17 protein-coding genes are annotated in these 26623 nt (G+C 44.1%); 8 read left to right on the top strand and 9 right to left on the bottom strand.

The annotated features are described in order from the left end of the window. Positions 1-103: 103 nt before the first annotated feature. The 4 genes from ptsI to cysZ all read right to left on the bottom strand — a co-directional run bounded on the left by ptsI (position 104) and on the right by cysZ (position 4403). Positions 104-1828: a phosphoenolpyruvate-protein phosphotransferase PtsI gene (gene ptsI, locus R7Q48_RS11325; protein WP_005389298.1), complete on the bottom strand. Its 1725-nt coding sequence runs from the start codon at positions 1826-1828 to the stop codon at positions 104-106. 140 nt (positions 1829-1968) lie between these two features. Further along, positions 1969-2226 carry an HPr family phosphocarrier protein gene (locus tag R7Q48_RS11320; RefSeq protein ID WP_005382043.1) on the bottom strand — a complete coding sequence of 86 codons (258 nt, stop codon included), beginning with the start codon at positions 2224-2226 and terminating at the stop codon, positions 1969-1971. Between the two features lie 300 nt (positions 2227-2526). Then, on the bottom strand, positions 2527-3495 hold the full coding sequence (gene cysK, locus R7Q48_RS11315; protein ID WP_318132285.1) for a cysteine synthase A: 969 nt from the start codon (positions 3493-3495) through the stop codon (positions 2527-2529). 164 nt (positions 3496-3659) lie between these two features. Next, positions 3660-4403 carry a sulfate transporter CysZ gene (gene cysZ / locus R7Q48_RS11310; RefSeq protein WP_031780324.1) on the bottom strand — a complete coding sequence of 248 codons (744 nt, stop codon included), beginning with the start codon at positions 4401-4403 and terminating at the stop codon, positions 3660-3662. Positions 4404-4654: 251 nt separating this feature from the next. Between cysZ and zipA the strand changes: the two genes are divergently transcribed. The 3 genes from zipA (at position 4655) to R7Q48_RS11295 (ending at position 9634) form a co-directional block, all read left to right on the top strand. Beyond that, the gene (gene zipA / locus R7Q48_RS11305) at positions 4655-5611 is read left to right on the top strand and encodes a cell division protein ZipA (RefSeq protein WP_262657661.1); all 957 of its coding nucleotides are present in this window, start codon (positions 4655-4657) and stop codon (positions 5609-5611) included. Between the two features lie 90 nt (positions 5612-5701). Further along, positions 5702-7714, top strand: a complete 2013-nt coding sequence (ligA, locus tag R7Q48_RS11300; protein WP_318132284.1) for an NAD-dependent DNA ligase LigA — start codon at positions 5702-5704, stop codon at positions 7712-7714. Between the two features lie 510 nt (positions 7715-8224). Continuing rightward, complete coding sequence (locus tag R7Q48_RS11295) at positions 8225-9634, top strand: hypothetical protein (protein WP_005382055.1); 1410 nt, start codon at positions 8225-8227, stop codon at positions 9632-9634. Positions 9635-10474: 840 nt separating this feature from the next. On the opposite strand, the gene R7Q48_RS11290 is transcribed toward R7Q48_RS11295, so the two are convergent. The 5 genes from R7Q48_RS11290 to bcsE all read right to left on the bottom strand — a co-directional run bounded on the left by R7Q48_RS11290 (position 10475) and on the right by bcsE (position 15392). Continuing rightward, the gene (locus R7Q48_RS11290; RefSeq protein WP_017634826.1) at positions 10475-10936 is read right to left on the bottom strand and encodes an NfeD family protein; all 462 of its coding nucleotides are present in this window, start codon (positions 10934-10936) and stop codon (positions 10475-10477) included. Between the two features lie 3 nt (positions 10937-10939). Further along, positions 10940-11857, bottom strand: coding sequence for an SPFH domain-containing protein (locus R7Q48_RS11285; RefSeq protein WP_005382060.1), 918 nt, complete (start codon positions 11855-11857; stop codon positions 10940-10942). Positions 11858-12010: 153 nt separating this feature from the next. Further along, positions 12011-13636 (bottom strand): cellulose biosynthesis protein BcsG, encoded by a 1626-nt coding sequence (gene bcsG / locus R7Q48_RS11280; protein WP_213867053.1) that lies wholly within the window; start codon positions 13634-13636, stop codon positions 12011-12013. Continuing rightward, positions 13636-13812, bottom strand: coding sequence for a hypothetical protein (locus tag R7Q48_RS11275; RefSeq protein ID WP_256903184.1), 177 nt, complete (start codon positions 13810-13812; stop codon positions 13636-13638). Before R7Q48_RS11275 ends, bcsG begins: the two co-directional genes overlap by 1 nt. Then, positions 13809-15392, bottom strand: coding sequence for a cellulose biosynthesis protein BcsE (bcsE, locus tag R7Q48_RS11270; RefSeq protein WP_213912461.1), 1584 nt, complete (start codon positions 15390-15392; stop codon positions 13809-13811). The genes R7Q48_RS11275 and bcsE overlap by 4 nt, the downstream gene beginning before the upstream one ends. 674 nt (positions 15393-16066) lie before the next feature. Here bcsE and bcsQ point away from each other — a divergent pair. From bcsQ to R7Q48_RS11245, 5 genes are read left to right on the top strand one after another with little or no spacing between them, the layout of a single operon-like run. Then, positions 16067-16846, top strand: a complete 780-nt coding sequence (gene bcsQ / locus R7Q48_RS11265; RefSeq protein WP_021484815.1) for a cellulose biosynthesis protein BcsQ — start codon at positions 16067-16069, stop codon at positions 16844-16846. A 3-nt stretch (positions 16847-16849) separates the two neighbouring features. Continuing rightward, on the top strand, positions 16850-19483 hold the full coding sequence (bcsA, locus tag R7Q48_RS11260) for a UDP-forming cellulose synthase catalytic subunit (RefSeq protein WP_256903183.1): 2634 nt from the start codon (positions 16850-16852) through the stop codon (positions 19481-19483). Then, the gene (bcsB, locus tag R7Q48_RS11255) at positions 19473-21758 is read left to right on the top strand and encodes a cellulose biosynthesis cyclic di-GMP-binding regulatory protein BcsB (protein WP_213960381.1); all 2286 of its coding nucleotides are present in this window, start codon (positions 19473-19475) and stop codon (positions 21756-21758) included. Before bcsA ends, bcsB begins: the two co-directional genes overlap by 11 nt. Beyond that, positions 21758-22864, top strand: a complete 1107-nt coding sequence (gene bcsZ, locus R7Q48_RS11250) for a cellulose synthase complex periplasmic endoglucanase BcsZ (protein WP_120458615.1) — start codon at positions 21758-21760, stop codon at positions 22862-22864. Before bcsB ends, bcsZ begins: the two co-directional genes overlap by 1 nt. Next, positions 22855-26619, top strand: coding sequence for a cellulose synthase subunit BcsC-related outer membrane protein (locus R7Q48_RS11245; RefSeq protein WP_262666780.1), 3765 nt, complete (start codon positions 22855-22857; stop codon positions 26617-26619). The genes bcsZ and R7Q48_RS11245 overlap by 10 nt, the downstream gene beginning before the upstream one ends. Positions 26620-26623 lie beyond the last annotated feature (4 nt).

Raw genomic sequence — 26623 nt, 5'->3', positions numbered from 1 at the left:
TTTGGTTTTATTCTGTCGAATTATAGTATACCAATATAGCTCATTAGACGACTTTTTTCGCCGTCTAATGGCCATTAAGTATTGAATTACTTGGTACTACCGATTACTGAGCTTTCTCAGCAATAAACTTTTCTACCACGGCTTCGATTTCTTCTGCTGTCGGTAGAGAAAGGGCTTCTTCAGCCATTGCTTTCACTTCTGCGAAGTTAGAGTTACGAACTACTTTCTTCACTTTAGGGATTGAAATGCCGCTCATTGAGAACTCGTCCAGACCCATACCTAGAAGTAGAAGTGTTGCACGCTCGTCACCTGCAAGTTCACCACACATACCAGTCCATTTACCTTCTGCGTGAGAAGCGTCGATAACTTGCTTGATCACAGTAAGTACAGCAGGTGATAGTGGGTTGTATAGGTGAGAAATCATCTCGTTACCACGGTCAACCGCTAGTGTGTACTGAGTTAGGTCGTTTGTACCGATAGAGAAGAAAGATACTTCCTTCGCTAAGTGGTGTGCGATCGCAGCAGCAGCAGGAGTTTCAACCATAACACCGATTTCGATGTTTTCGTCGAACGCGTGGCCTTCAGCGCGTAGCTCTTCTTTGTACTCTTCGATCGCTTTCTTAAGCTCACGGATTTCTTCGACAGAGATGATCATTGGGAACATGATACGCAGTTTGCCGTGTGCAGAAGCACGTAGAATGCCACGTAGCTGATCACGAAGGATTTCACGACGATCTAGACTGATACGTACAGCGCGCCAGCCTAGGAATGGGTTCATCTCTTTTGGAAGATCCATGTATGGGAGATCTTTATCGCCGCCGATATCCATAGTACGGATGATCACAGCTTGACCGTTCATTGCTTCCGCAACTTCTTTGTACGCTTGGTACTGTTCTTCTTCAGTTGGTAGCGCAGTACGGTCCATAAATAGGAATTCAGTACGGTACAGACCAACACCTTCACCGCCGTTACGAAGGATACCGTCACAGTCTTTCACTGTACCGATGTTACCGCAAACTTCTACACGGTGACCGTCAGTCGTTTCTGCGTGTAGGTCTTTCAGTTTCGCTAGCTCTTCTTTTTCAGCTAGGAATGCTGCTTTAACCGCTTTCGCTTCTTCTAGCTCAGCTTCTGATGGGTTAACAACAATCTTGTTGTTCATTGCGTCAAGAATCAGCATGTCGCCATTCTTAACTTTCTTCGTGATGTCGTTAGTACCAACGATAGCTGGAAGCTCAAGTGAGCGAGCCATGATTGAAGTGTGAGATGTACGACCACCAATGTCACAAGCAAAACCAAGCACGTAGTCTAGGTTAATTTGTGCAGTTTCAGATGGCGTTAGGTCGTAAGCAACAAGAATTACTTCTTCGTTGATATCGCTAAGCGAAACAATGTTGATGCCTAGTGCGTTCTTAACAAAACGAGAACCGATATCGCGGATGTCAGTTGCACGCTCTTTTAAGTATTCGTCGTCTAGAGACTCAAGAGCACATGCTTGCTCTTCGATCACTGAGTGGATAGCGTGATCAGCAGTCATCTTGTCGTTTTTGATAAGTGCTAGGATTTCCTCTTCTAGCTCTTCGTCTTCAAGAAGCATGATGTGACCTTCAAAGATCGCTTCTTTTTCTTCGCCAAACGTTTCAAGCGCTTTTTGCTTGATAGTTTCTAGCTGAGCTGCAGATTTGTTACGAGCGTCAAAGAAACGCTGAACTTCAGCTTCTACTTGATCGTCAGAAATAGTGTTTGTGTTTAGGACAATTTCATCTTCTTGAAGTAGTAGTGCTTTACCGATTGCAATACCAGGAGATGCTAGGATGCCTGAAATCATAGCCTTACCTTAAGTTTGGTCAACTTTATAAAACGGGAGAATAATGGGTGCGCTAACGAATAGTTTTAGCTTAGTTTTGAGCCTATTTCCAACGAAGCCATTTTGCTTTCACAAAATGGCTTCTGGAGTAGGAGACCGGATTAGTGTAGTTGGTCCATTAGAGCAACTAGGTGGTCAACTGCTTGCTGAGCTTGTGGGCCTTCAGCAGAAATAGTAACTTGAGTACCTTTTACTAGGCCTAGTGTTTGTAGTTTGAACAGGCTCTTAGCGCTAGCGCTTTTACCGTTAGAAGTCACAGTGATGTCTGCGTCGAATGCTTTTGCTTCTTTAACAAACTGTGCAGCTGGACGAGTGTGAAGGCCGTTTTCTGCTGTGATTTCTACTTGCTTCTCGTACATGTGATATACCCCAATAAATGTATTTTTTTGTTAGTTTGTGACCAGATTTTAGCTTAACTGCTTTACATCTTGTGCGCTAGCACGGGAAGAGTTCAAAGCGCGTCAGTTCTGATACTAGTCAAAAGTTTGGTAACTACGCAACTGTTTGCGTGCGTAATCACTTTGAAACCTTTTTGTGTTCTGCTTCTTTATTTTGAAGCTAGAAATAAAACACCCTGATATTACCAAAGGTAGGGCAGGGATCAACAAAAAAGCCCCTAAACGGGGCTTTTTTAAACTAAAAATTGATTTGAACACATATTATTGTTGGTTCTCTTTTTCGGTAAAGATACCTGCAAAGAGTGCTGTACTTAGGTAACGCTCACCGGAACTTGGCAAGACAGTTACAATTGTTTTTCCTTCAAATTCAGGTAGTTCCGCAAGTCGGTTCGCTGCAACAACCGCTGCGCCAGATGAGATACCAGCTAGGATACCTTCCTCTTCCATTAGGTTACGAGCCATCTCAATCGCTTCTTCTGAGGTAACTTGCTCAACACGGTCAATAATGTCTAAATCGAGGTTACCAGGGATGAAACCAGCACCGATACCTTGAATTTTGTGTGGGGCAGGTTGGATTTCTTCGCCAGCAAGTGCTTGTGCAATAACCGGAGACTCTGCTGGCTCAACTGCAACAGAAGTGATGGCTTTGCCTTTTTCACCTTTGATGTAACGGCTAGTACCTGTAATAGTACCGCCCGTACCAACACCAGCAACGAATACGTCGATTTCACCGTCTGTCGCTTCCCAAATCTCAGGGCCCGTAGTCTTTTCGTGGATTTCTGGGTTCGCTGGGTTGTCAAATTGTTGAAGAAGTAGGTACTTCTCAGGGTTGCTTGCTACGATTTCTTCTGCTTTAGCAATCGCCCCTTTCATGCCTTTCGCCGCTTCAGTCAGCTCAAGGTTCGCGCCTAGTGCTTTTAGTAGCTTACGGCGTTCTAGGCTCATTGATTCAGGCATGGTCAATGTTAGCTTGTAACCGCGAGCAGCCGCTACGAATGCTAGAGCAACACCAGTGTTACCACTGGTAGGTTCTACAAGCTCTACACCTGGCTTAAGAAGGCCCGCTTTCTCTGCTTCCCAGATCATGTTTGCACCGATACGGCACTTAACACTGAAGCTAGGGTTACGCGCTTCAATTTTTGCGAGAACTTTGCCTTTACTTACTTTGTTTAGACGAACGAGAGGTGTATTACCAATAGTAAGAGAGTTATCTTCGTAGATTTTGCTCATAGTGATGTTCCTTCATTACACGTTGTGTGAATATGGATAGAAGAATATGCGGTATGAAAAAAAGGGAAAAGGATTAAAAAGTTATATCTTATTAGGTTGGCCCAGAACTTGATAAAAGAAAAGGGAAAAGCTGGCGCTGATCCCTTTCCTTCATCTCTAATCGACTATCGTTGGTGCTTAAACTCCGCGACCCACATAGCGGTTGCACCACATATTGCTACAGGCATGACAATGAGGTTCAAAATTGGGATCGTCGTAAACACAGACACCAATACCCCAAAGCCATAGGCCTTACCTTGCTTTTGTTTCAATTTGTAACGCATGTCGTTAAATGGGATTTTATGGTTATCAAACGGGTAGTCACAATATTGAATCGCGAGCATCCAGGCGGTAAAGATAAACCATAAAAATGGGCCTACTGTTTGTCCAAGGGCAGGGATGAGCAATAATAGGAATAGGCCTATTGCTTTAGGTAATATGTAAAGGAGCTTTCTCCACTCACGAGCTAAAACGCGAGGAACATCTTTCAGGACGGCAGTGAAACCATCATCATTTACTTTTTGTCCCGTTAAGTACTCTTCCACTTTTTCAGCTAAGAGGCCATTGAATGGCGCGGCGATAAAGTTCGCGAGTGTGCTGAAAAAATAGGAGAAGGTAGCGAGTATTGTCAGAGCGAGTAAAGGCCAAAGAATGTAAGTTAACCAGGATAAAAACTCAGGCAGCTGCCCAATCCAGTCTTCTATCCATATATTAAGGTTTGAAAATAGATAGAAGATGGCACCACCTACAAGCAAGATATTTGCAAGTAGAGGTAAGATGACAAAGCGCCTGATTTTAGGGGCAAGTGCCAATTGTATCCCGTATAGAAAATAACCGAACCCGGTTCTCTGCTGATTGTTTTGCTTCATGTCTATTTTGGCTTCGTGTAAATGAAAACTCATTGTACCTGTGAGGACTTTTCTTTCAATGCCCTGACAAATGACGTCTTGTTAAGTGGAATCGTGGCAAGAATCACAACAAAAAACGGAACTTCTTGCATTAAGTTGTTCTAAATCTACATATAGTTTTGGTAAAGTAAACGTATCATTCAGATTTATTGCACTTGGGTTGCTGCTCAAGGAACTGCGAGTAGTAAAAACAAGTATATTGAGAGTAAATAATGCAGGAATTGCGATTCGTACTCATTGTTGTTGGCGCATTAGCCATCGCGGCATTACTGTTTCATGGTTTATGGAGCAGTAAAAAAGAAGGCAAAGCAAAGTTTGGTAACAAGCCACTTGGTAAGCTGGATGTTGACCAAGAAGACAAAAATGATCTTGTTGCGAAAGAACGAGACTTCGCTCCCGCTCCTGAAGATGACTTTGAGATCATTCGCAAAGATCGCAAAGAACCAGATTTTGGGATGGCGAGCTCTTTCGACAACAAGTTTGAATCTGACCCGTTATTCGGTGGTCCATCTGAAGTCAAACAGACGCAGCAGGAGCCGGATGACATCCCTTCATTTGTTGCAGAAAAAGATAAAGAAGAGGACGTTGAGCCTGTTGTTCAAGCAACAGTAGCTGAAGAGCCATTCCAGCCTGCTGTGGAAGAAGACGTTATTCCCGCCGCGTTTGATATTACGGAGAAAGAACAGCAAGTCGAAACGGTTAGTGAGCCTGTCGTTGCAGAGCCTAAGGAAGAGCCAAAGCCAGAACCTGAAATGCAAGTGATTGTATTGAATGTGCACTGTGCTGGTGAAGAGCCATTTGTTGGTACTGCTTTATTTGAAAGTATGCAACAAAACGGTCTAATTTATGGCGAGATGGATATTTTCCATCGTCATGTTGACTTGTCCGGTAACGGCAAAGTGCTGTTTAGCGTCGCTAATATGATGCACCCTGGTACGTTTGAGCATGCTGATCCTGCTGAGTTTACAACGAAGGGTATTTCATTCTTCATGACATTGCCTTGTTATGGCGAGGCTGAACAGAACTTCAACTTAATGCTCCGAACTGCGCAGCAAATTGCTGATGACTTAGGTGGTAACGTACTTGATGACCAGCGCAACTTAATGACGCCAGATCGTTTAGCATCTTATCGACGTCAAATAGTTGAGTTTAATGCCGCTAACGCATAATCTTAACAGCAAATAATAATAGGGCTCCGGATGGAGCCCTTTTTCTTGGATTTCCCAACCTCACCGATTGAAAATACACGGGGCTTTACTATGTCTGAATCAGTACTTCAGCGACTAGAAGAACTAAAAGAGTCGTTGCATTACCACGCTGTGCGTTACTACGTGGAAGATAACCCAGAGATCCCTGATGCCGAGTACGACCGTTTAATGCGAGAGTTACTGGATATTGAAGCTGAGAACCCTGACTTAATAACCGTAGACTCGCCAAGCCAACGTGTCGGTGGACAACCTCTCTCTGCGTTTAGCCAAGTGACACATGAAGTACCGATGCTTTCGCTTGATAACGCGTTTGATGATAGTGAACTTGATAGTTTCCACAAGCGCGCACAAGAGCGCGTGGGCAGCCAGAGTGTGAAAGAATACTGTTGTGAGCCTAAATTGGATGGACTCGCCGTAAGTTTGTTATATGAGAATGGCGTATTAGTTCAGGCGGCCACTCGAGGCGATGGTACTACGGGTGAAAACATCACAGAGAATGTGCGTACGATTAAAGCCATTCCTTTAAAACTCAGAGGTAATGACTGGCCAAATCGTCTTGAAGTTCGTGGTGAAGTCTTTATGCCGAAAGTTGGGTTTGAAAAGCTCAATGAATTAGCAAGGAAGAAAGGCGAGAAAATCTTTGTTAATCCACGTAACGCTGCGGCAGGTAGCTTACGACAATTGGATTCACGTATTACGGCTTCTCGTCCGCTTAGCTTCTATGCATACAGTGTAGGCGTGGTGCAAGGCGCAGAATTGGCAGCAAGTCATTACGAACGCTTTTTGCAAATCAAATCTTGGGGACTGCCAATGTGTCCGGAAACTAAGCGAGTTGAAAGCTTGGCGGATGTAAAAGCTTACTACCAAGATATATTGCAGCGTCGTGATGCCCTCCCTTATGAGATCGATGGTGTCGTTATTAAAATTGACGATATTGCCGTGCAAGAGCGTCTGGGGTTTGTTGCTCGCGCTCCACGTTGGGCGATTGCCTACAAGTTCCCAGCACAGGAAGAAATGACGACACTGAATGAAGTGGAGTTCCAAGTCGGTCGCACTGGTGCGATTACACCTGTTGCTAAACTAGAGCCTGTATTTGTTGGCGGGGTAACGGTAAGTAATGCGACGCTTCATAACGCAGATGAGATAGAACGTCTGCAGGTCAAGATTGGTGATCACGTTGTGATCCGCCGTGCTGGCGATGTTATTCCGCAAGTCGTATCTGTCATCAAAGAGCGTCGACCAGAAACAGCTCGAGATATTGTTTTCCCAACTCAGTGTCCTGTTTGTGGTTCGCATGTTGAGCGGATCGAAGGAGAAGCGGTAACACGTTGTATGGGGGGCTTAGTTTGCCAAGCCCAACGCAAACAAGCGCTAAAACACTTTGTTTCTCGTAAAGCGTTAGACGTTGACGGTTTAGGCGATAAAGTGATCGAGCAGCTTGTTGATCGTGAGATGGTGAAAACTCCTGCTGACTTATTTAAGTTATCAGCGGGGATTTTAACCGTACTAGATCGCATGGGGCCAAAGTCTGCGCAGAATATTGTGAATGCGTTAGAAAAATCCAAAGAAACAACTTTACCTCGGTTTTTGTATTCACTGGGGATCCGTGAAGTTGGCGAGGCAACCGCAGCAAACTTAGCAATGCACTTTAAAACGTTGGGAGCGATCCAAAATGCTACCGAAGAGCAGTTGATTGAAGTGCAAGACATCGGTGCTGTGGTTGCTCAACATATTACGACTTTCTTTAGTGAAGAACAGAACCAAGCGGTGGTTAAAGATTTGCTTGAACAAGGAATTCATTGGTCAGAGATTAATACTACTGAGCAGGTGGGGGAATTACCATTAGAAGGTAAAACAGTAGTATTAACGGGAACACTTTCTCAACTGGGGCGTACAGAAGCCAAAGAAGCCCTCCAAGCACTGGGGGCTAAAGTGACGGGTAGTGTTTCTAAGAAAACCGATATTTTGTTTGCTGGTGAAAATGCAGGTTCGAAGCTCGCAAAGGCACAAGAACTGGGTATCGAAATTAAAACAGAACAAGACTTACTCGAACTGATGAATTAAGTCTTCTCAAAAAAGCTAAAAAATAACTAAAAGCCCCGTATGGTAAGCATGCGGGGCTTTTTATTGTTCATAATTAAGTGTTTTTTTATTGAGTAATTGATGCCTTTGTTCTTTTCAGTGATCAAGATCGAACCTTGGGTTATTGGTTTTTTTGGCTTTTTTAGTCTGCGAGTGACTTCAAGTTGATACTTTTAAGTTCAATTTAAGTGTTTGATTTTAAATAATAATTTATTGTTTTGTGTTGATGTTGTTAAAAATAAGATCTGGATCAATAAGTTATATGGAACTTTGGAGTGGCTCATATTTTTTTAGAAAAAAAATAAGTTCCATTTGGATGTTTTTAGCTGCGAAGTTAGTCTTAATCACGTGGATACACGGTGTGTATGCAGGAACTAAAAAAAGCCAAATTAGAAATAATGAGGTTTGATCAGGAATTTACTTCTCTCCTTCGGCGGCCAACTAAAGGTGAGATAGAAAAATACAGCTATATCCATTTTTAGGAGTTTTTCCATGGACAAATTTTTTAAGGTTTCAGCGTTAACCGCAGCAATGTTTGGTGTTGTTGCTGTCGCTCCAGCTACAGCGTCTACTGAAAGTGCAGCAGGTGGCGAGTACGTAGAGAAAGTGAACGAATTTATGCAAGACTCAAGTCTGAATGCATTATTCATAGTTGATACTCGTTCACGAACTCGTACAACAGGTAAGCCCGGCGGTGAAAATGGTGACCGTTGGAGTCGTCTAAACTACTCTTCTTACAACGCAATTTTAGACTTCACTTCTGGCTACCACGATGGTTGGGTGGGCGCAGATGTTGCGGCTTACTACTCTGGCGATCTTTACAACGATAGTCTTTACAATTCAAACGAAGGCTACCTATGTAACGAAATCTCAACTTGTAACAACCTAGACTGGGGTGCAGGTGATGGTCAGCAGCTTAAAGTTTACAAAGCAGCGCTGAAATTCAAAGCAAACGAAAACTTTAATGCTCGTTTCGGTATGTTACAGGCTGGTGGTAACGGTACAATCGGTAACGTTTGGAGCTTTGTACCTGGTACTTACCGTGGTTTCGAACTAAACGCTAAACTTGGTGATTTCAACCTAAGCTACTTTGGCGCAGACCAATTTACAGCACCTTGGCTGCTTCACGAAGATGATTACGCACCAGCGCTTTGGTCTGACACTTCATGGAGCTACCTACACTCTCTAGGCCTAAACGGTAACCTAACTGACAGCTTGTTTATGCAACTTGGTTTGGGTCAAGCTACTGGCGTTCAATATGCAAATGGTGTTGACTGGGGTGCAGGTCAAGTAACTAGCTACCACAACGAAACTGACAACACTTCTTACAAGGCTTACTTGAAGTACACTGTTAGTGACCGTACAACTCTAGCATTTGATTTCTACGGTGTTGACGATGATGTGAAATACGATGGTCTAGGTTTCCACACTGGTCTATCTTTGAATCAATCTTTCGGCAAGCTAGCTTGGATGTCTGAGTTGCGCTACACAGACACAGATAACCGTGCGGACTTCGTTCCTCGTACTATTCATACATATGGTATGAACAATGGTACTTGGTCTCAGTGGTGGGACGCGCTGTCTGACTGGAACAAAGCGGGTGAGCTAGCATGGTACAACCGTCTATCTTACAACCAAGGTAACGGCTGGAACTACTACCTAGGCTTTGGTTACGGTACTGGCGCTGACTCTGCAGCAAGCGGAGCATCAGGTGACTGGGATTACGAAAGCGAATACGCAGTTAACGCAACAGTATCTTACTCACTACAAAGTGGCGCGCTTAAAGGTTCTACCATTCGTTTACACGGTACAATCCTAGAACGTGATGAGTACGCAGGTGCTGGCGATGCGGATGAAACAGACTTACGTCTACAAGTTCTTATCCCTTACAGCTTCCACTAATACTTAATTAGATAATAAAAGGAGCCGCTAGGCTCCTTTTCTATTTCACTTCTCGGCCGTCGTATATTTTGCAATATAACGGTGGCAACATATGTACATTACCGTTTGGCAACTCACACTTTATCTCTGGGCCTAACGTACGACCACCGGATGCACCATTAGCATGAGTGGTTAACGGAATTATGGCAAAAGATATTACTAATAGACCAGATAAAAATCTCATAATAATCACCTTAATATAAACTTTAAATATCTACGTGCTTGTATAAACCGTGACTACGCAGAAAGGCAAGGTTGAATAGGGCTCTTATATCAAACTAAGCTCTTACTTCTTTACTATTCCCATTCCCCACCTCTAAATCGACACATTTCACTTGGAATATTCGTAACGTCGCCACTTGGCATCTTACATTCGACTATAGGTCCCAAATTAGTTGTACCGCCGTTTCCGTTGTTGTAGGCAAAGGAAGAAAAAGAAAAAATACCGCACAACATTAAAAAGAGAAGCTTATTCATAGTACATCCTCTTACTTACCAAATAAAAAGCACTCAACTTAAATGCTTATGCGTTAAGTATGTATCCGAGGATAAAAAGATCAAAAAATAATTCAATAAAGTTTTATTTTTTAAAATAAATTTAGATCGATAATTTACCTAGATATATTTCTATCTTATTGATTGTCGTGTGTTGAATAATTAAATAATAGGAAATGGTAGGTAGGGTATTAATAATATTACTAATACTTATTTTTTTCTCGATTTTAATTAAGGTAATGAAATGAAAGCAGTTGTTTAGATTAAAGTAATGGAGCATGATTTGCCCCATTACTTTGGCATAAATTAATTAGAATCAGGCTCAATGATTAAAATAATACCTTCAACATCGGTGATTCTTACGCGGGTACCGGCTGGAAGTGCTTGATCCGATTGTGCGGACCATGTGGTATCGGCTACCTTGATGCGATTGAGCCCGACGGAAAAGTCTTCTTCAAGGATAAGAGTACGCCCAATTAACTGCTTGTACTTTTGGTTCAGATCTCTTTCTTGGTCTTCTTGCTTGTCTTTAGACCATTGTCGTCGCCACCAAAGCCAGGTGGTGATTAAGCTGAAGCTTGCAAAGCAAAGCCATTGCAATTGCCAGCTCATTGGCAAAACGGTCATGAGTGCTCCAACGATAAGTGCAGACATCCCGAGCCAGAGAAAATACCCAGCGGTACCAAGTAGCTCAACTGCTAAAAGAGCAAAGCCAAACGCTAGCCAATGCCAGAAAGAGATACCTTCCAACAAACTAAAAAAGTCCATAAATTATTCTTTATCTTGTTGTTTAAACATCTCTGCTATCCCTGCAACCGAGCCCATTAGTCCGGTTGCTTCTAATGGAAGCATAATGATTTTACCATTTTCGGCTTGACCAATGCTCTTGATCGCTTCGGTATAACCCTGTGCAATGAAGTAATTGACGGCTTGCATGTCACCTTTTGCAATGGCTTCGGAAACCATGTAAGTCGCTTTTGCTTCTGCTTGCGCGGCACGCTCACGTGCTTCTGCATGGAGAATAGCAGACTGCTTTTCGCCTTCAGCTTTTAATATCTCTGATTGTTTATGACCTTCGGCCTTTAATATCTCAGCTTGGCGAACCCCTTCTGCTTCAAGAATTTCCGCACGCTTATTACGCTCGGCTTTCATTTGCGCATTCATTGCAGCGGTCAGATCGGCTGGTGGCTGGACATCTTTAATCTCAATTCGTGTGACTTTTACGCCCCAAGGGTTTGTTGCTTGGTCAACAATCGCCAACAGCTTAGAGTTGATCATGTCGCGTTGGCTCAGCATTTCGTCCAGTTCCATTGAACCTAAAACGGTACGAATGTTGGTAAGGGTCAAGTTTCTAATAGCGTGTTCTAAATCGTTGACTTCATAAGCCGCTTTGGCAGCATCGATCACTTGAACAAATCCGACAGCGTCAATAACCACGTTAGCGTTATCTTTTGAAATGACCTCTTGCGCAGGAATATCGAGAACGCGCTCCATCATATTTACTTTTTGACCAACTTTATCAACGAATGGAATGATCAAGTTTAAACCCGGCTTTAATGTGTGGGTGTAGCGTCCGAAGCGTTCAACTGTCCAGTTGTTTCCTTGCGGAACCGTTTTAATGGCTGAAGATAAGATAACGACAGCAAGAACGACGAAAATACCGATGGTGATCAGTGAATCAATTGGCATGAGTTATTCCCTTAAGTGCATAATGTTCGATCCATTTTTACCTATTTATAGACAATAGACAATTGAAGTTCTGAGACCTTTGAGAGGTTATTGGTTTTTTATATGACAAAGGCCGGAAACACCGGCCTTTGTCATTGCATGGTTTTACTCTCGCTATTTCGCGGGGTATTCAATCCAACTTGAACCATCAAGAGAAACATAATACTTCCCTTGTACTTCAATCACAGTAGAGCCTGAGTTCTGCGCGACAACTCGTGTTTCTGGTAGGTTCTCTGTCAATATTGAAGGGCTAAACGTCTTACTTTGATAAATGTTTTTATCCAGGATATTCGAAACGAGCTGCGACAATGCCAGATAGCTAGATGGCTCGCTTACGTGTTCGGTGTTGCCCTGACGCTGAATTCCTTCTCCGAAGATTTTAATTCCTACCGGTGTATGAATGATTGTCGGCGCAGGAATTTCTCGCATACCTGAAATTTGCATGCGGTCTCCTCGCATACCACCACCATGTTCTGGTACCAAAGCGACAACGATGTTGCGTTTTGAGGACTCTAAGGTTTTAAAGAACGCGTGGAGGTCATCAAGCAAATTCTTAAGGCGCATTTTGTAGCTAGCAATAGATGTGCTTGAGTTCGCATTGATGATCCTGTTGCCATCATGTAGTGAAATTGAGTTGTAGAGTGCCACGACTTTGTCGTCACTACTGTTAAGTCTTTGCTGCCACCAGTTATCCAATACTTGCTTATCGCGGAAGATCGAAGAGCCATCAAAAGATTTTTGGTAAGGAGTTAAGCCTTCTTGAGACATAAGAGCCCCTTGTAAGTCGCCGTCTTTTTTGATCAATTCAAGGAAGCTATCAAAGACACCATTGTGGTTCATCAGTAAATTTTCTGTGAAGCCTAGTTCTTTCAAACTTTCGAACAAGTAGCACTGCTTTGATGGTGCTGGCTGGAACAGTTGACTGTGTTCTTGTTGACCACAATTGGCTCGTAACAGACGAATGACCGCAGGCCCACTGTATGACGTAGCGGAGCTAAAATTGTCGAACATGATGTCAAACTCTTTGAACAGAGGATGATCAGCCAGTCCTGCAATTTCGATGTCATCCCACGCGACCGAACAAATACTCAAGAACAGCAAATCAAAAGGAGCATCCATTGCGCTGTTGGTATCGAATGTTACATGTCGGGAAGCTTCTTTAGAAAAGAAATCTGCAGTTAACGTGTTGAGACTGGCATCATTAATTTCCGTTATTTGAGGTTGTTTGCTAGCAGTAACCTCGGTTGTTGGCTGTTGTTGGGCTACTTCTGCAGCCACTGTTGTCTGAGGTTCAGTCGTCATAGGAATACTTATATAGATCATCGCAATAACCACAAAGACTGAAACCCTAACAAACTTGCTCAAAATAAAGTACGCACCACACAAAGCGAGCAATCCGAGTATTGCTTGGAATGATAAAAATCGTCCCAAAAGCTCGACCAGATAACTCAATTCAAACTGCATTAACTGTCCCGCTTGAGCCCAAAGACGGTCTAGAGGAGGTAGGTAAGAATCGTAATGCAAGAGCCACGCTGCGGCGACAAATGAAACGATATGGCGCACCGCATTTAGGCTTTTCATCGAGATAGGAAGCAGGATGAAGATCAACAGCGCAAAGTTTTCCATTGGATGGAAATCGATGATTCCTTGAAAATAGAGCGCTGTTTTTGCGATAAAGTAAATGTTCCACCAGCCCAATCCTATAGTGAGGGGGGTAGAGTCATGAGAATGCGATGTCATTACTTAAGCTTCTTGGTGTTAGTGGCTGATGCATCTAGCTCAAAATAGCGCGAGCGTTTTAAGTGTTTGTGGTAAAAGCGTCGGGTAGCGTTTACTAGGTCACGTAGAAAGTACCCTAGGAGTAGGCCAATACCTGAACTGATACTCACGGTCAGTAAAAAATCGTTAATATTCATGAACGTTCCTTGAGCTCAATGGTTTTTTTCACAGCAAACAAAGGAGGAACATCAACCATAGAATTAATGGCGTTATGGAATATTTTCCTCTCTGTCGCCAGAGCTGAAACGTCGTCGGATATGACGGCTTCATCTTGAACGATGAATTTTAACTCTGTTTCGATATCTAATTGAGTATCAAACGTGTGAGTCGAGTGAAATAAGTCTCTCACTGGGAACTCAAATATATTGTTGAGTGCAATGTCAATATCGCTATGTCGAATAGCACTGAACAAGACATATAGAGCTTTGTTGCAGGCTGTCACGACGTCGCCATCTCTTCGAATATGGCAAAGACGTAAACATTCCTCTGCCGTCATGCCTGGTAATAAGTTCAGCTTGATAAGCGCAAAGTTCACATTTGAGTGTGTTGAGTGGGAAATGACGTCAATACAGTATTGGCTAAAGTCCTGGTTTTGTAAGTAGCCTTTGCTACCAAACTTAAGGTCATACTTTAAGAGCGCCTCTAAACTGTCAGGAATTGGACGCGTAAGCATCTGGCCTTGAATTGCTTCAACCTGAGTCATAAAGCGCATTGGGGGGATTTGCGCGTGAGAAATGAAGTTTGCCCCCGAGCGAAGTAAGAACTTTTCATCTGCATATCTCAGACATTGTTGGGTCTCCCTGACAATAATCTTTAGCTGACGGCCATACGCGGACCTTACACGGTAGCAATCTAACGCGATCTGTTGAACTTCGCTTTGGTTATCACAGCTGAAAACAATAGTTGAAGAGCGAGGGTTGTTTAACATCGCTATGAGCTCTTGATTACTCTCAGCCATACTCATCCCTTTTGGGGCTTTCTCGCTTTCTCTGAAGGCTCCTCTGCTGATATATATTCTATCACTATCCGATTTGTCTTCCTGTATGGCACGAGGCTGATGCGTTTCGTAAGACGTTGCTTTTAGCTTCTTATCTTTAGTGTTAGAGAGAAGGTATTCGTCTTGGGAAATTACACCGTGTTTATTGGACCAAAAATCCACAAGATAGCAGTAGCGAGCATCATCTAATGATGTCATGGTCGCCAAACCGGCGATGTATCTATTATGAGAAATAAGAATGGGCTTTAATAGTGAAGTCGTCAGATGCCCATATATACAAACACTAATAGTGAGTTTTTTATTATTTGCTAGTTCATTTAAGTTTCGTAGGAAAATACTTACAAAATAATCATCACTTGATGATAGTAGTGAATCTGGAACTACTAATATATATGTGGAGAGTTTCTTTATATTTGCTTGGCGAATGTCTCTCACAAGATTTATAGCGTTCGGCGCTTTATTTGTGAATTTGTTGCTAAGAAAGAAACACTGTTCAATATGGAGTGTGGATAACTCATTGAATTTGCATAAGGCTTCATCATTCAATGCAGACAAAAAAGTTTCCTTGTCTGTAAAGCTTGTAAGTGAAGTGTTGTTATTTTCTGGTAGCGTACTGAACAAATAATCAATGACCATTTGCTTATGTGTAAACAAGTTTACATAAACAGAACTTATCTCTTTTTCAGAAGTAATAGCGGATAACCCGGAGATTGCTGACATAAAAGGCCTTATATTCAATAGTTTACTGTCGTTGTGCGTTGTGGCTTACAATCCGCTGTATGCTAATCGTTACAATGTTAACTTTTCTTAGCGACAAGAAAATGACGCCAAGATATTAAACGAAATTGATCAAAAATTAAAATAGTTATAGCATATGCTTCATATGATGTTTATAAGTTTAAATTCAATAATTTTCAAGCATATGATTTTGCTGTAAATTATTTATTGCACTTATATGTCGTAAATGGATAATTACAATTCACCTTCATAACCCCTGTTTCTGAAGTCAAACATCATTTAGGGATTTATTAATTATGTGAACTAATAAACAGCCCTGTTCACATTCATTAGCATTCTGTAAATATGAGACGCATAGTTCGATGCGTCAATTTTTTAACAATGGAATTTATACTGCAAAGAGTAATTGGCGGGATTGCCATTACCGCAGTTTAAACACCGTTATATTGTGAAAAAAATGTTGTGACTGAGTCTGCAAAAGATATTAATTCGATCTACTCTTCTTATAACTTAACTCAACATAAGTATATTGAAACAACAGAAAACGAGTCTTACGTGCAAGCTAAAAATAAGTGGTTGGTCTTTCAAGCCAACGGTGCTCGTAATGCTCTGTTTCAAGTGCGTATTAAGCAGACAGGTTTAGAGACTGAAGCGATATGAAACGCCTTCTTTTTGTTAGTTTAAAAGGTGGTTGTGGCTCAACGACCGTCGCTGCGAACTTGGCACAAGCATTAGTTAAGATAAACAAACAGGTACTGGCCATTGAGGTGGTGCCTAACAGTTTACTGCAAACTCATCTTGGCTTGCCGCAGGAAGAGAAAGATGGCTGGGCGAAACAACTTCTTTCAGATAAACCTTGGACCCAGGCTGGTTATGAAAGCCCACAAGGTGCACTTTTTTTACCGTTTGGCCATCTGAATTCTGAGCAGTTAAAAGCGTTTTTTAACGAGCGTTCTCACTACCTGTCAATGCTAGGTGAAATGACGTTGCAAGTGAGCGAAAACCGTGGTGAGCAGTGGCTGCTTTTTCACGCCGACTTAGCAGAGCTTACTGATCCTGAAGTGCGATCTTTTGTCGACTCAATGGATATGATTGTGGTGGTGGTAACGGCAGACGCCCTGAGTTATCTCACTCTTCAATCTTGGCTACAACATGAAGAGCTATCGAGATTGCTTCGCTCTGACAAATTACGTTTTTTGGTGAATAAGTATCAGCCAGAAACCGAAATTGGTCGTGATTTCATGTTGGTGCTGAAAAAGGAACTTAGCGAATCCTTGATTCCTGTTTCGATTCATCGAGATACGGCATTGCTTGAATGTGTGGCAAACCTGACGACCGTTCAACACTATTCGCCATCGAGCCAAGCCGCAAAAGATTTTCAGTCTTTTGCTTTTTGGTGTGTATCCGCGTTATCAAGCGCTCAGGACCAAAGCTAATTTATGCGAAGTCTTAATCTGATTTTCCAACGTTGGGTCGTGGACCAATTCAGACTGCAGAAGAACGCTTACGAGCAAGCCTGGAATTGCAAAACAAACTGGGTTGGTGAGTGTGCTTTGTCTTTTTGGTTTTCATTGAGTTTTGTATTTTTAAAGCCAGTTATTTCGGGTGTTCCCTCATGGAAACTACCTTTGGTTTACTATCCAAACGTTAATTTTGCTGCGCCAAGATGGTTTGATCCTGTACGTTTTATTATCCAAAGCGTGTGGTTGCTTTGCTTCAAGCAAAACGTTAATACAGCATGGTCCAAAAAAACCAGCAGCTTAGCGATGACTTTAGCCGAGCAAATTCGCAATGCGTTCTACTTGCCATTTGAATTGGTTGCAAAAGGCGTCCGCTGGTTAGAACAGACAGCGAACAACATCAAAGATCCGCAAGTTCGAGAGCGTATTAAAGCAAGTAAGCCAGCGATGGCGTTGAACTACACCTTGCTGTTTTTCGTGGTGTTAATCGCTTTGCTTTGTTTTACGGTGCCATTTGGTTATCAGGCTCAGACTGTCTTTGTGCTGTTACTCTGGGCATTAGCGATGATGGTCCGTCGCATGCCGGGTCGTTTTCCTACCATGCTTTTGATCATCTTGTCGGTTACGGCCTCATGTCGATACTTGTGGTGGCGTTATTCGTCTACCCTGAACTGGGACGATCCTGTTGCTTTGTTTCTAGGGGGCGTTTTACTTCTAGCTGAGACGTATTCTTGGATTGTGCTAATGCTTGGCTATTTCCAAAATATCTGGCCATTGAATCGCAAACCAGTATCGATGCCACCGGATCAGTCAACTTGGCCAACCATTGACTTGATGATCCCTACTTACAACGAAGATCTCGATGTTGTGAAAGCGACGGTTTATGCCTCGTTAGGTGTCGATTGGCCGAAAGACAAACTTAACATCCATATTCTGGATGACGGCAAGCGTGATAGCTTCCGAGATTTCGCCAAAAGTGTAGGGGTGAACTACATCCGCCGCCCAACGAATGAACATGCGAAAGCCGGTAACATTAACTATGCGTTGAAGCAGACCAGCGGTGAGTTTGTTGCGATTTTTGACTGTGACCATATTCCTACACGAGCATTTTTTCAGCTCACAATGGGGATGTTCCTGAAAGATCCAAAGTTGGCGCTTATTCAGACGCCGCACCATTTTTTCTCACCGGATCCTTTTGAGCGTAACTTATCGAACTTTCGTAACGTGCCAAACGAAGGCAACTTGTTTTACGGCCTGATTCAAGATGGTAACGACTTATGGGATGCGACTTTCTTCTGTGGCTCGTGCGCTATTTTACGTCGAGAGCCTTTAGAGGAAGTCGGTGGTATTGCAGTCGAAACCGTGACGGAAGATGCGCACACGTCTCTGCGCATGCACCGTTTAGGCTATCGTTCTGCATATCTTAAGCAGCCGATTTCTGCTGGTTTGGCGACAGAAACATTGTCTGCACATGTTGGGCAACGCATTCGTTGGGCTCGCGGGATGGCGCAGATATTTAGGGTAGATAATCCATTGACTGGAAAGGGGCTTAAGCTCTCTCAACGGCTTTGTTACGTCAATGCCATGCTGCACTTTCTATCTGGTATCCCGAGGATTGTATTCCTGATCGCACCCTTGGCTTATTTGTTGCTGCATTCCTACGTGATTTATGCACCAGCGCTGGCGATCATTTTGTACGTATTACCCCACATGATTCACGCCAGCATGACCAACTCTCGTATGCAGGGTGACTACCGTTATTCGTTTTGGGGTGAGGTATACGAAACCGTGCTTGCTTGGTATATCGCAAGGCCAACAACGGTGGCTTTGTTTGCGCCCCATAAAGGGACATTCAACGTAACGGCAAAAGGCGGTTTGGTTGAAAAGTCTCACTACGATTGGGTGATCTCTCGACCATATTTGGTTTTGGTTGCACTCAACATTCTGGGCTTTGCTGTAGGGATTTACCGAATGGGGTGGGGGCCTCAAGACGAAATCGGTACGGTTATCGTGAATCTCGTTTGGACGATGTACAACTTGTTGATTTTAGGTGCTGCTGTCGCCGTTGCGGTAGAAGCCAAGCAAGTGCGAAAAGATCACCGAGTAGAGGTGGCGATTCCTGTCGCGGTAAGGCTTCACTCAGGACACTTGATTCAAGCGCAGATGAAGGATTTCTCTTTGGGTGGCGTGCGCATTGAAATAGACGGAGTCGATGAACCAACCTGTGCGTACCTACTTGGCCAAACCTTAGAAGTGATCCTCAATCGCGGTGGTCAAGAGTTCGTGTTCCCGATGACGGTTGCCTATGCTCATAAGGGGATATTTGGTTTACAACTCAACGAATTGTCTCATCAACAACAAATCCAATACGTCCAATGTACATTTGCACGTGCAGATACGTGGGCGAAATGGCAACAAGGCTATCAATCAGATAAGCCTCTCTCGAGTATGCAGGCTGTACTGCAAGTCGGCTTTAATGGATACAAACGCTTGTTGCAACATTGCCCTAAATTTGTTCAGGCCAGTGTGGATGCACTTTTATTGTGTATCGAATTTATTTGGTCACTAAGACCTCGTTATGTCCCAATCAGGACCTCAAGTCATGCTAAATAATAAAAAACTAACAGCGTTGACGACGGCTATCACTCTCATGTGTATGTCGGGCAGTCTCGCGGCACAAGAAGTAAGTCAGCAACAACCAACGCCTTTGGCACAGCAAGATGCTGAAAATTCGACCGTATTTAAGCGTGTCATTCCATTTAGTCAATTGGGGTACAGTGGTTCAATTGCTATTCAAGGTAGTGAGGCCAGTGCTTATATTGGTTTCGGTTCGCGACTCGATGAGGTGGTGTCTAAAGCCACGTTGTACTTTGACATCACACCCTCACCAGCGTTGCTCTCTTTGGTTTCTCACGTCAAAGTGTATTTGAACAACGAGCTTATGGGAGTGGCGTCAATCGTCGATGGTCAGCAAGGTAAAAAATTGAGCTTATCGATGCCGCTGGATACTCGTTACTTCAGTAACTACAACCAAATTCGCTTTGAGTTGATTGGGAATACTCAGAAAGAGTGTGCCAATCCAAATGACTCGAGCATTTGGGCTGAGATCAGCCAAAGCAGTCGAATTGAAATGTTTGCCCAAAAGACAATACTGGAAAGCGACTTGAGTTTGTTGCCAGCGCCGTTTTTTGATGTCCGTGATTTTAGCCAGTTAAATCTACCTGTCGTTATGGGCGGCAAATACGATCTGGATGATGTCAAAGCTGCCGGTGTCTTGAGCTCTTACTTTGGTGCTCTTGCGGGTTGGCGTGGCGCTCAATTCCCTTTTAGTGTCGACACGTTACCTAAGCGCAACGCCATTGTCTTTGTTACCAATGACAACAAACCTGAGTTTCTGAGAGATTTTCCAGACACGGATGGGCCTCGTCTTCAAGTCATCACTCACCCAACGGACCCGTACGTGAAGCTTCTTCTAGTGATAGGCCGTGACAGTAAGGATCTTAACGTTGCGGTGCAAGGTTTGGCGTTGGGAAACCAACTTCTTACTGGGCCAATCGCGAAGATTAATGAAGTCAAACAAATCAAACCACGAGTCCCGTACGATGCGCCAAACTGGGTGAGTACGGCTCGTCCCGTTGCATTATCTGAATTAGTCGAACAAAAAAGCATGTTGCAAGTGGAAGGCCGAACGCCTCCTCCAATCAATGTGAGTTTGCGCTTACCACCCGATCTCTTTACTTGGCAGAGCCGTGGTATACCGATGGATCTTAACTATCGGTATTCGCCACCTGCTGCGGATCATTCTGGTTCTCGCCTGACTTTGAGCATCAATGACCAGTTCATTGAGGCGTTTAACTTAACCACAAAAGGCCAAGGTGGTGAGTCTAACCGTGTGCGTGTTCCTCTGCTAGATGACAGTATTCTGAGTGGTGATGCGCTTGTTCGTATTCCGGCATTTAAAGTTGGCAGTAAAAACCAAATCGAGTTTGAGTTTGGTTTTGCGTCGGTGACTGATGGGCAATGTCAGGTGACGCAGCCAAGTAAGCAATACGCGGTCATTGATGGTGACTCTACGGTTGATTTTAGTGGTTTCCCTCACTACATCGAAATGCCAAATATGCGCGCTTTTGCTACTTCTGGCTTCCCTTACACACGCATGGCCGATTTGTCAGAAACTGCGATTGTTGTTCCAGAGAGAGCTCCAAAAGAAGTGTTGCAGACCTTCTTAAACGTCATGGGCTCGTTAGGAAGTGATTCTGGGTACCCAGGTATTCAGGTGCTTTTGACAGATAAATGGAATGCTGAGCAACTAAAAAATAAAGACATCCTGACGATTGGTGTTGTGGATGCACTAGAAGAAGCCGCTAATAACCCTGACCAAGTTAACTTAGTGGTTAAAGAAGGTCAGAGACAAATTCGCCTGCCAAGCAAAAATGAAAAGCAGCTCGGAATGAACTGGATGAGTCCAAGTGATGCTCGTCAAGTGGCCGCGGATTATGTTTCTGTTGAGGCAGAAGGCTCTTTTGCTGCTATTTATGGTGCAGAATCGCCATTTACGAAAAAACGCAGCGTCATTTCTATTATGGCGGCTCACCCGTCAGATTTTGCGTCGGTTGATCGCGCGTTGGCTGACTCCGGTAAAGTGGAGCACATGTTTGGCTCGGTAGTGACTTTGAGAAATAACGAAGTAGCTAGCTACAACGTGGGTTCGCACTACTATGTTGGTAAGCTTCCTGTGTGGCAGCTCGTTTGGTATCACTTCTCTAATCACCCAGTCATCGTTGCGTGCTTTGCCGCCTTGCTAGTGGTGATTGTAACCATTGTGCTTTGGCGCGTATTACGTCAAGTCGCGTCTAGACGTTTAGAAAAAACTGAGGAAGAGGAATAATGAAAAAACTCATCTCATTCCTTATGTTGTTCGTGTCTCCTTACTTGTGGGCTAACACCTGCGAGTGGCCACAATGGGAAACATTTAAGTCTGTATACATGGAGCAAGGCCGAGTCGTTGATGGCAGTGACGAGCGTATGATTACAACCTCGGAAGGCCAATCTTACGCATTGTTTTTTGCCTTGGTTGCCAATGACCCTAAAACCTTCGATCAGGTTTTAAAATGGGCTCAATCACATTTAGCTGGTGGGGACTTGACGGCAAGGCTTCCTGCTTGGTTGTGGGGAAGAAAAGAAAATGGTCAGTTCGGAGTGTTGGATTCTAACCCAGCGTCAGATTCTGATTTGTGGATAGCTTACTCTCTTGTTGAGGCGGGGAGGTTATGGAATAACTACTACTATCAGACCCTTGGACATCTGATCGCGAGTCGTATTTTACGTGAAGAAACCGTCAACATAGCGGGAGTTGGAACGGTATTGTTGCCAGCTCCAACGGGCTTTGATGCCGACGGCCAGTACCGTGTGAATCCGAGTTATGTTCCGTTACAACTGATTGCTCGTATGCAGTCGCTGTACCCGCAATACAACTGGGACTCAATGTATAAGGCAAGTGTTCACATGCTAGAGAAAACGATGCCAGCAGGCTTTAGCCCAGACTGGGCAGTATTGAGAAATGGTCGTTATAGCTCAGATGTGGTTACAGGGCCGATGGGCAGTTACAACGCCATCCGCACTTATCTTTGGGCGGGTATGCTAAATGACCAAGTTTCAGAAAAAGCAGTATTAGTACAAAAAATGCAGCCGTTTGTCGCGGCAACCAAAGCCCTTGGTGCGCCAGCGAGAGAAGTAAATACTGAAACGGGTAAATATACCCAAGCAGGAAGCGCAGGTTTTTCTGCTGCGGCTCTTCCGTTACTCGCGGCTTCTGGTGAATCTACGCTGTTGGAGACGCAGTTTCGTCGTGCTCAAAATGAACTTGTGGTGGACAAAAACGATCATTATTACGACAACGTATTAAGTCTATTTGGACTTGGTTGGCATGAAGAACGTTACCGTTTTGGTGTGCAAGGTGAATTGCTTCCTGTATGGAGCGAGAGATGTCAGTAACAGGACGCGTGTTATGGTGGATTCCACTGGTTGCTTTGGCGGCTGGTGGCGTCGGCACTGTGCATGCAGAAAGCTTTAGCTCAACACCTCTGACAAAGTCGCAGCTCGCACAGGTCTACAAGCCTATCGAGCTGGTTCAATTTTCCACATCATTAGCACGAGTTGACTCGGTTGAGTGGTTGGTTGAGCAGCTAAAACTGGCGGATGCGATTGGCCGAGATGATATTGTCGAGAGTACTCTGGAGAGGCTGTTCGCGATTGAAGAAAGCAATCCAACGGGGCTTTTCTATCAAGCGAATATGTATCTGAAACGTAAGCAGCCAGAATTAGCAAAACTGGTATTTGAGCGCTTAATCAGACAGGCGCCTCATTCGACTCAAGCGAAAAACTTGTCATCGATTATGGCTATTCAGGGAGAGAAAAGAGCGGATTATCAGCGCGCTCAGTTGCTTGCAAAATCTGGTCGTTACGATGAAGCGATTCAAGCTTACAAAGCCCTTTTCCCAAATGGAATGCCATCACCAGCGTTACAACTGGAATTCCTACAGTTGCAAAGTAATTTGCCAGGCAGTTGGAGCTCGGTAAAACAGGGACTGGAACGTTTAAATGCAAATTATCCTAGTGTTCCGTCTTTTCAACTCGCGTTAGCCAACCACATTCGCAAAGAGAATCCTGCCGATCCATGGATTCTCGATACCTATAAAAAGTTAGCGCTTGCTCCTTCGGTTGGAACAAATGCGGCAACGTCGTGGTTGCGTGCATTGGATCAATTGCCTATTTCAGATCAAGTTGTTCAGCAATATGCCATCTTAGCTAGCTACTACCCGTCTGACATGGAGATACAAAGAGCGAATCAAAGCGCGAAAGATCGCTGGAAAAAGGAAAAGGAACTACGCAAAGACCCCACTTATCTCGCCAAGCTCAAAGGGTTAGCGTTGCTCGAGGAAGATAAAACCGACCAAGCAGAAGCTCAGCTGCGTTATGCGTTGACGACTCGTCCGCAAGATCCTGAATTGCTTGGTGCTATGGGTAAGGTTTATCTACGTAGAGGGCAGCAACAAAAAGCGCTCGGATACTTTAAACAGGCTCAGCACTTAGATCATAATCCTGACTCGGCCTCAAAATGGGCAGCGCTAATCGAGACTTCTCAATATTGGGCGTATCTTGATCAAGGTGATGCCTTGGTCGAAAAAGGCCAGTTTAAGCAAGCAGAAAGCGCTTATCAAAAAGCGATTCAAGTAGATAAATCCCAACCTTATGCTTATTCATCATTAGGCTCTTTGTATCTGGTACAAGAAAATTATGCCGCGGCAGAGAAGGTTTTCAAACAAGCTTTGCAACTGGATAGCAGCAATAGCTCTGCATTGCGTGGTCGCTTAGATGTTCGTATTCAGCAGCAAGATTGGTCTGGCGCGGAAGCACTCGCGCGCAGTTACTCAGCCCCACAGCAGAAAGTGGTCGCTGAAAAAATAGCGAGCATCAAGTCGGAAGTTATTTTGACTCGTCTGCGGATCGCAATCGCTCAAAATGATCAGGCAACGATGAAAGCGTCCGTAGAGGAATTGATTGCGCTACAGCCAACCTCCCCATGGTTAAGGCTTGATATTGCTGACGTGGTTCATTCAATGGGCGACAAAGTACGCGCGGATACGCTGATGTCCGATTGGGCTACATCTAGTAATGACCCTGAAATGAAATTTGCTTACGCGCTTTATCTCGCGCAGGACTTCAACGTGAATGAGGCCATCGCTGAGCTAGAGAGTATCGCACAACATGATATGACAGACGCAATGCAGCGCAATTTAACCCGCTTGAAGCTTGATGCTCAGTTGAGAGACATTCAAACGCGTTACTTAGCTTCTCCCGAATCAGTAATGGCGACATTACGTGCGCTAGAGTCGGATTATCAAGGTCAAATTCAACCGCTCGCTCGTCTAGTGAGTGCGTGGTTAGACATTGATGAAGTTAAGGAAGCTGAGAGGATTTTCCAAAACATTTCGCTTTCAGAAGATTGGTCAACCGATGACAAACTGGCTTACGGCAGCATGATGGTAAGCTTGAATCACTTTGAAGATTTTGATCGTTGGTACGCGGACTTAGCATTAAATTCCGCAACACAAGATTTAAGTGCTTCGGAAGCATTACAGCTTGATGAACTCAAAACCCGTCGACTGTTGAGTCAAGCGGATCTGATGCTGGTTAATCAACAGCCTAAGCTTGCGTTGGATTTGTATGAACAAGTTTCTTTAAAGCCTGAGCCATTTAAAACTCAAGCAGAAATTGGCATGTTGCAAGCTAGTGCTTTGACTGGATATGAAGCGACGTATCACGACATGCACCTCATTTTGAATAAAAAGCGCGATAGCTTAACTGCGGCACAGTTGATGACAGTGGCCGCGGTGTTTAATCAACAAGGCTATCGAAATGACGCTAATGCGCTAAATCAGTTGTTGGATGCGATGCCTGATGCTGACGCATTAGCATTTCGCAATAGCATGTCTATAGCAATGGAAAATCAACAGTGGGCGTTAGCTGAAACACGCGCCTATCAAGCCTTAAATCGTGACCGAATGGATAAAAATCGTGAACCTGAAGAGGCGAAAAAAGAACCCCTAAGCTTACGCGAGCTATATGATACTGCTGACGACTACTGGTTGACTCGTAACGTCAAATCGGACATCGATAAACTGCATGATCGGAGTGATGGGCATGTCATGATTGGCTGGGATTACAGTGCACGAGATGGCCGTAATACTTCGAATCAAGTGCCCATAGAAGCCCGAATCCCGATAGAGAGCTGGGATGGGCACCTATTGCTAAAAGCCGATTATGTTTCTATCGATTCAGGTCAGTTGGACTATTATGAAAAAACCACCGATTCTGACAGCACTTCGTTCCAAAATGACGCATCAGGTATGGCATTTGGAGTGGGCTGGCAGGCTGAAGATTGGTTGGTCGATATCGGCACGACACCAATTGGTTTCGACCATACCACATGGGTTGGTGGTGTGCGCATCAATGGGGACCTGGGTGAGTTCGGTTGGACGGCAGAAGCTTCGCGTCGCCCAGAGACCAGTAGCGCGCTTTCTTATGCTGGAATGTCTGTCCCTAGCGGCACGACTGACCCTCAAGGGACTAAATGGGGCGGAGTTGCTCGTACTGGTGTGAAGTTGAGCTCAAGTTGGGACATTGGTGGCCCTTACGGTTTTTGGAGTAGCTTGCAGTATCATGTTTTGACTGGTGAAAAGGTTGAGGACAACACTCGTTTAGGCGTGCTAGGTGGAGCGTACTACAAGTTAATTGCAACGGATGACCAGCGTTTAAGTATAGGTACGAACTTAATGTACCTTGATTACGACAAAAATCTGGGTGAGTACACGCTAGGTCACGGTGGCTACTACAGCCCGCAAAGTTACTTCTCGGTGTCTTTACCTATCAACTTTTATGGCCGATACAACAGTTCTTGGTCATATCAATTGAGTGCATCCGTCTCTAACTCTTGGACTAAGGAAGACGCGCCATACTTATCGACAGTAGCGGAGTCAGACAAAGGTGGTGGTTTTGGTACGTCGTTGCAAGCGGCGGTGGAAAAGCGAGTCAGCAAACGTTGGTATCTTGGTGCGTTAGTCGATGTACAACGTTCTGAGTTTTATACACCAAACCATTTCATGCTTTATGCCAAGTACACCTTTAATGATCGTTGGCAACCAATAGAGTATCCGCCAGCAGCACCAACGTTGTATAGCGACTTCTAACAAA

It is taken from the genome of Vibrio sp. 378, assembly GCF_033339435.1.
This window is presented reverse-complemented; position numbering and strand designations above follow the sequence as displayed.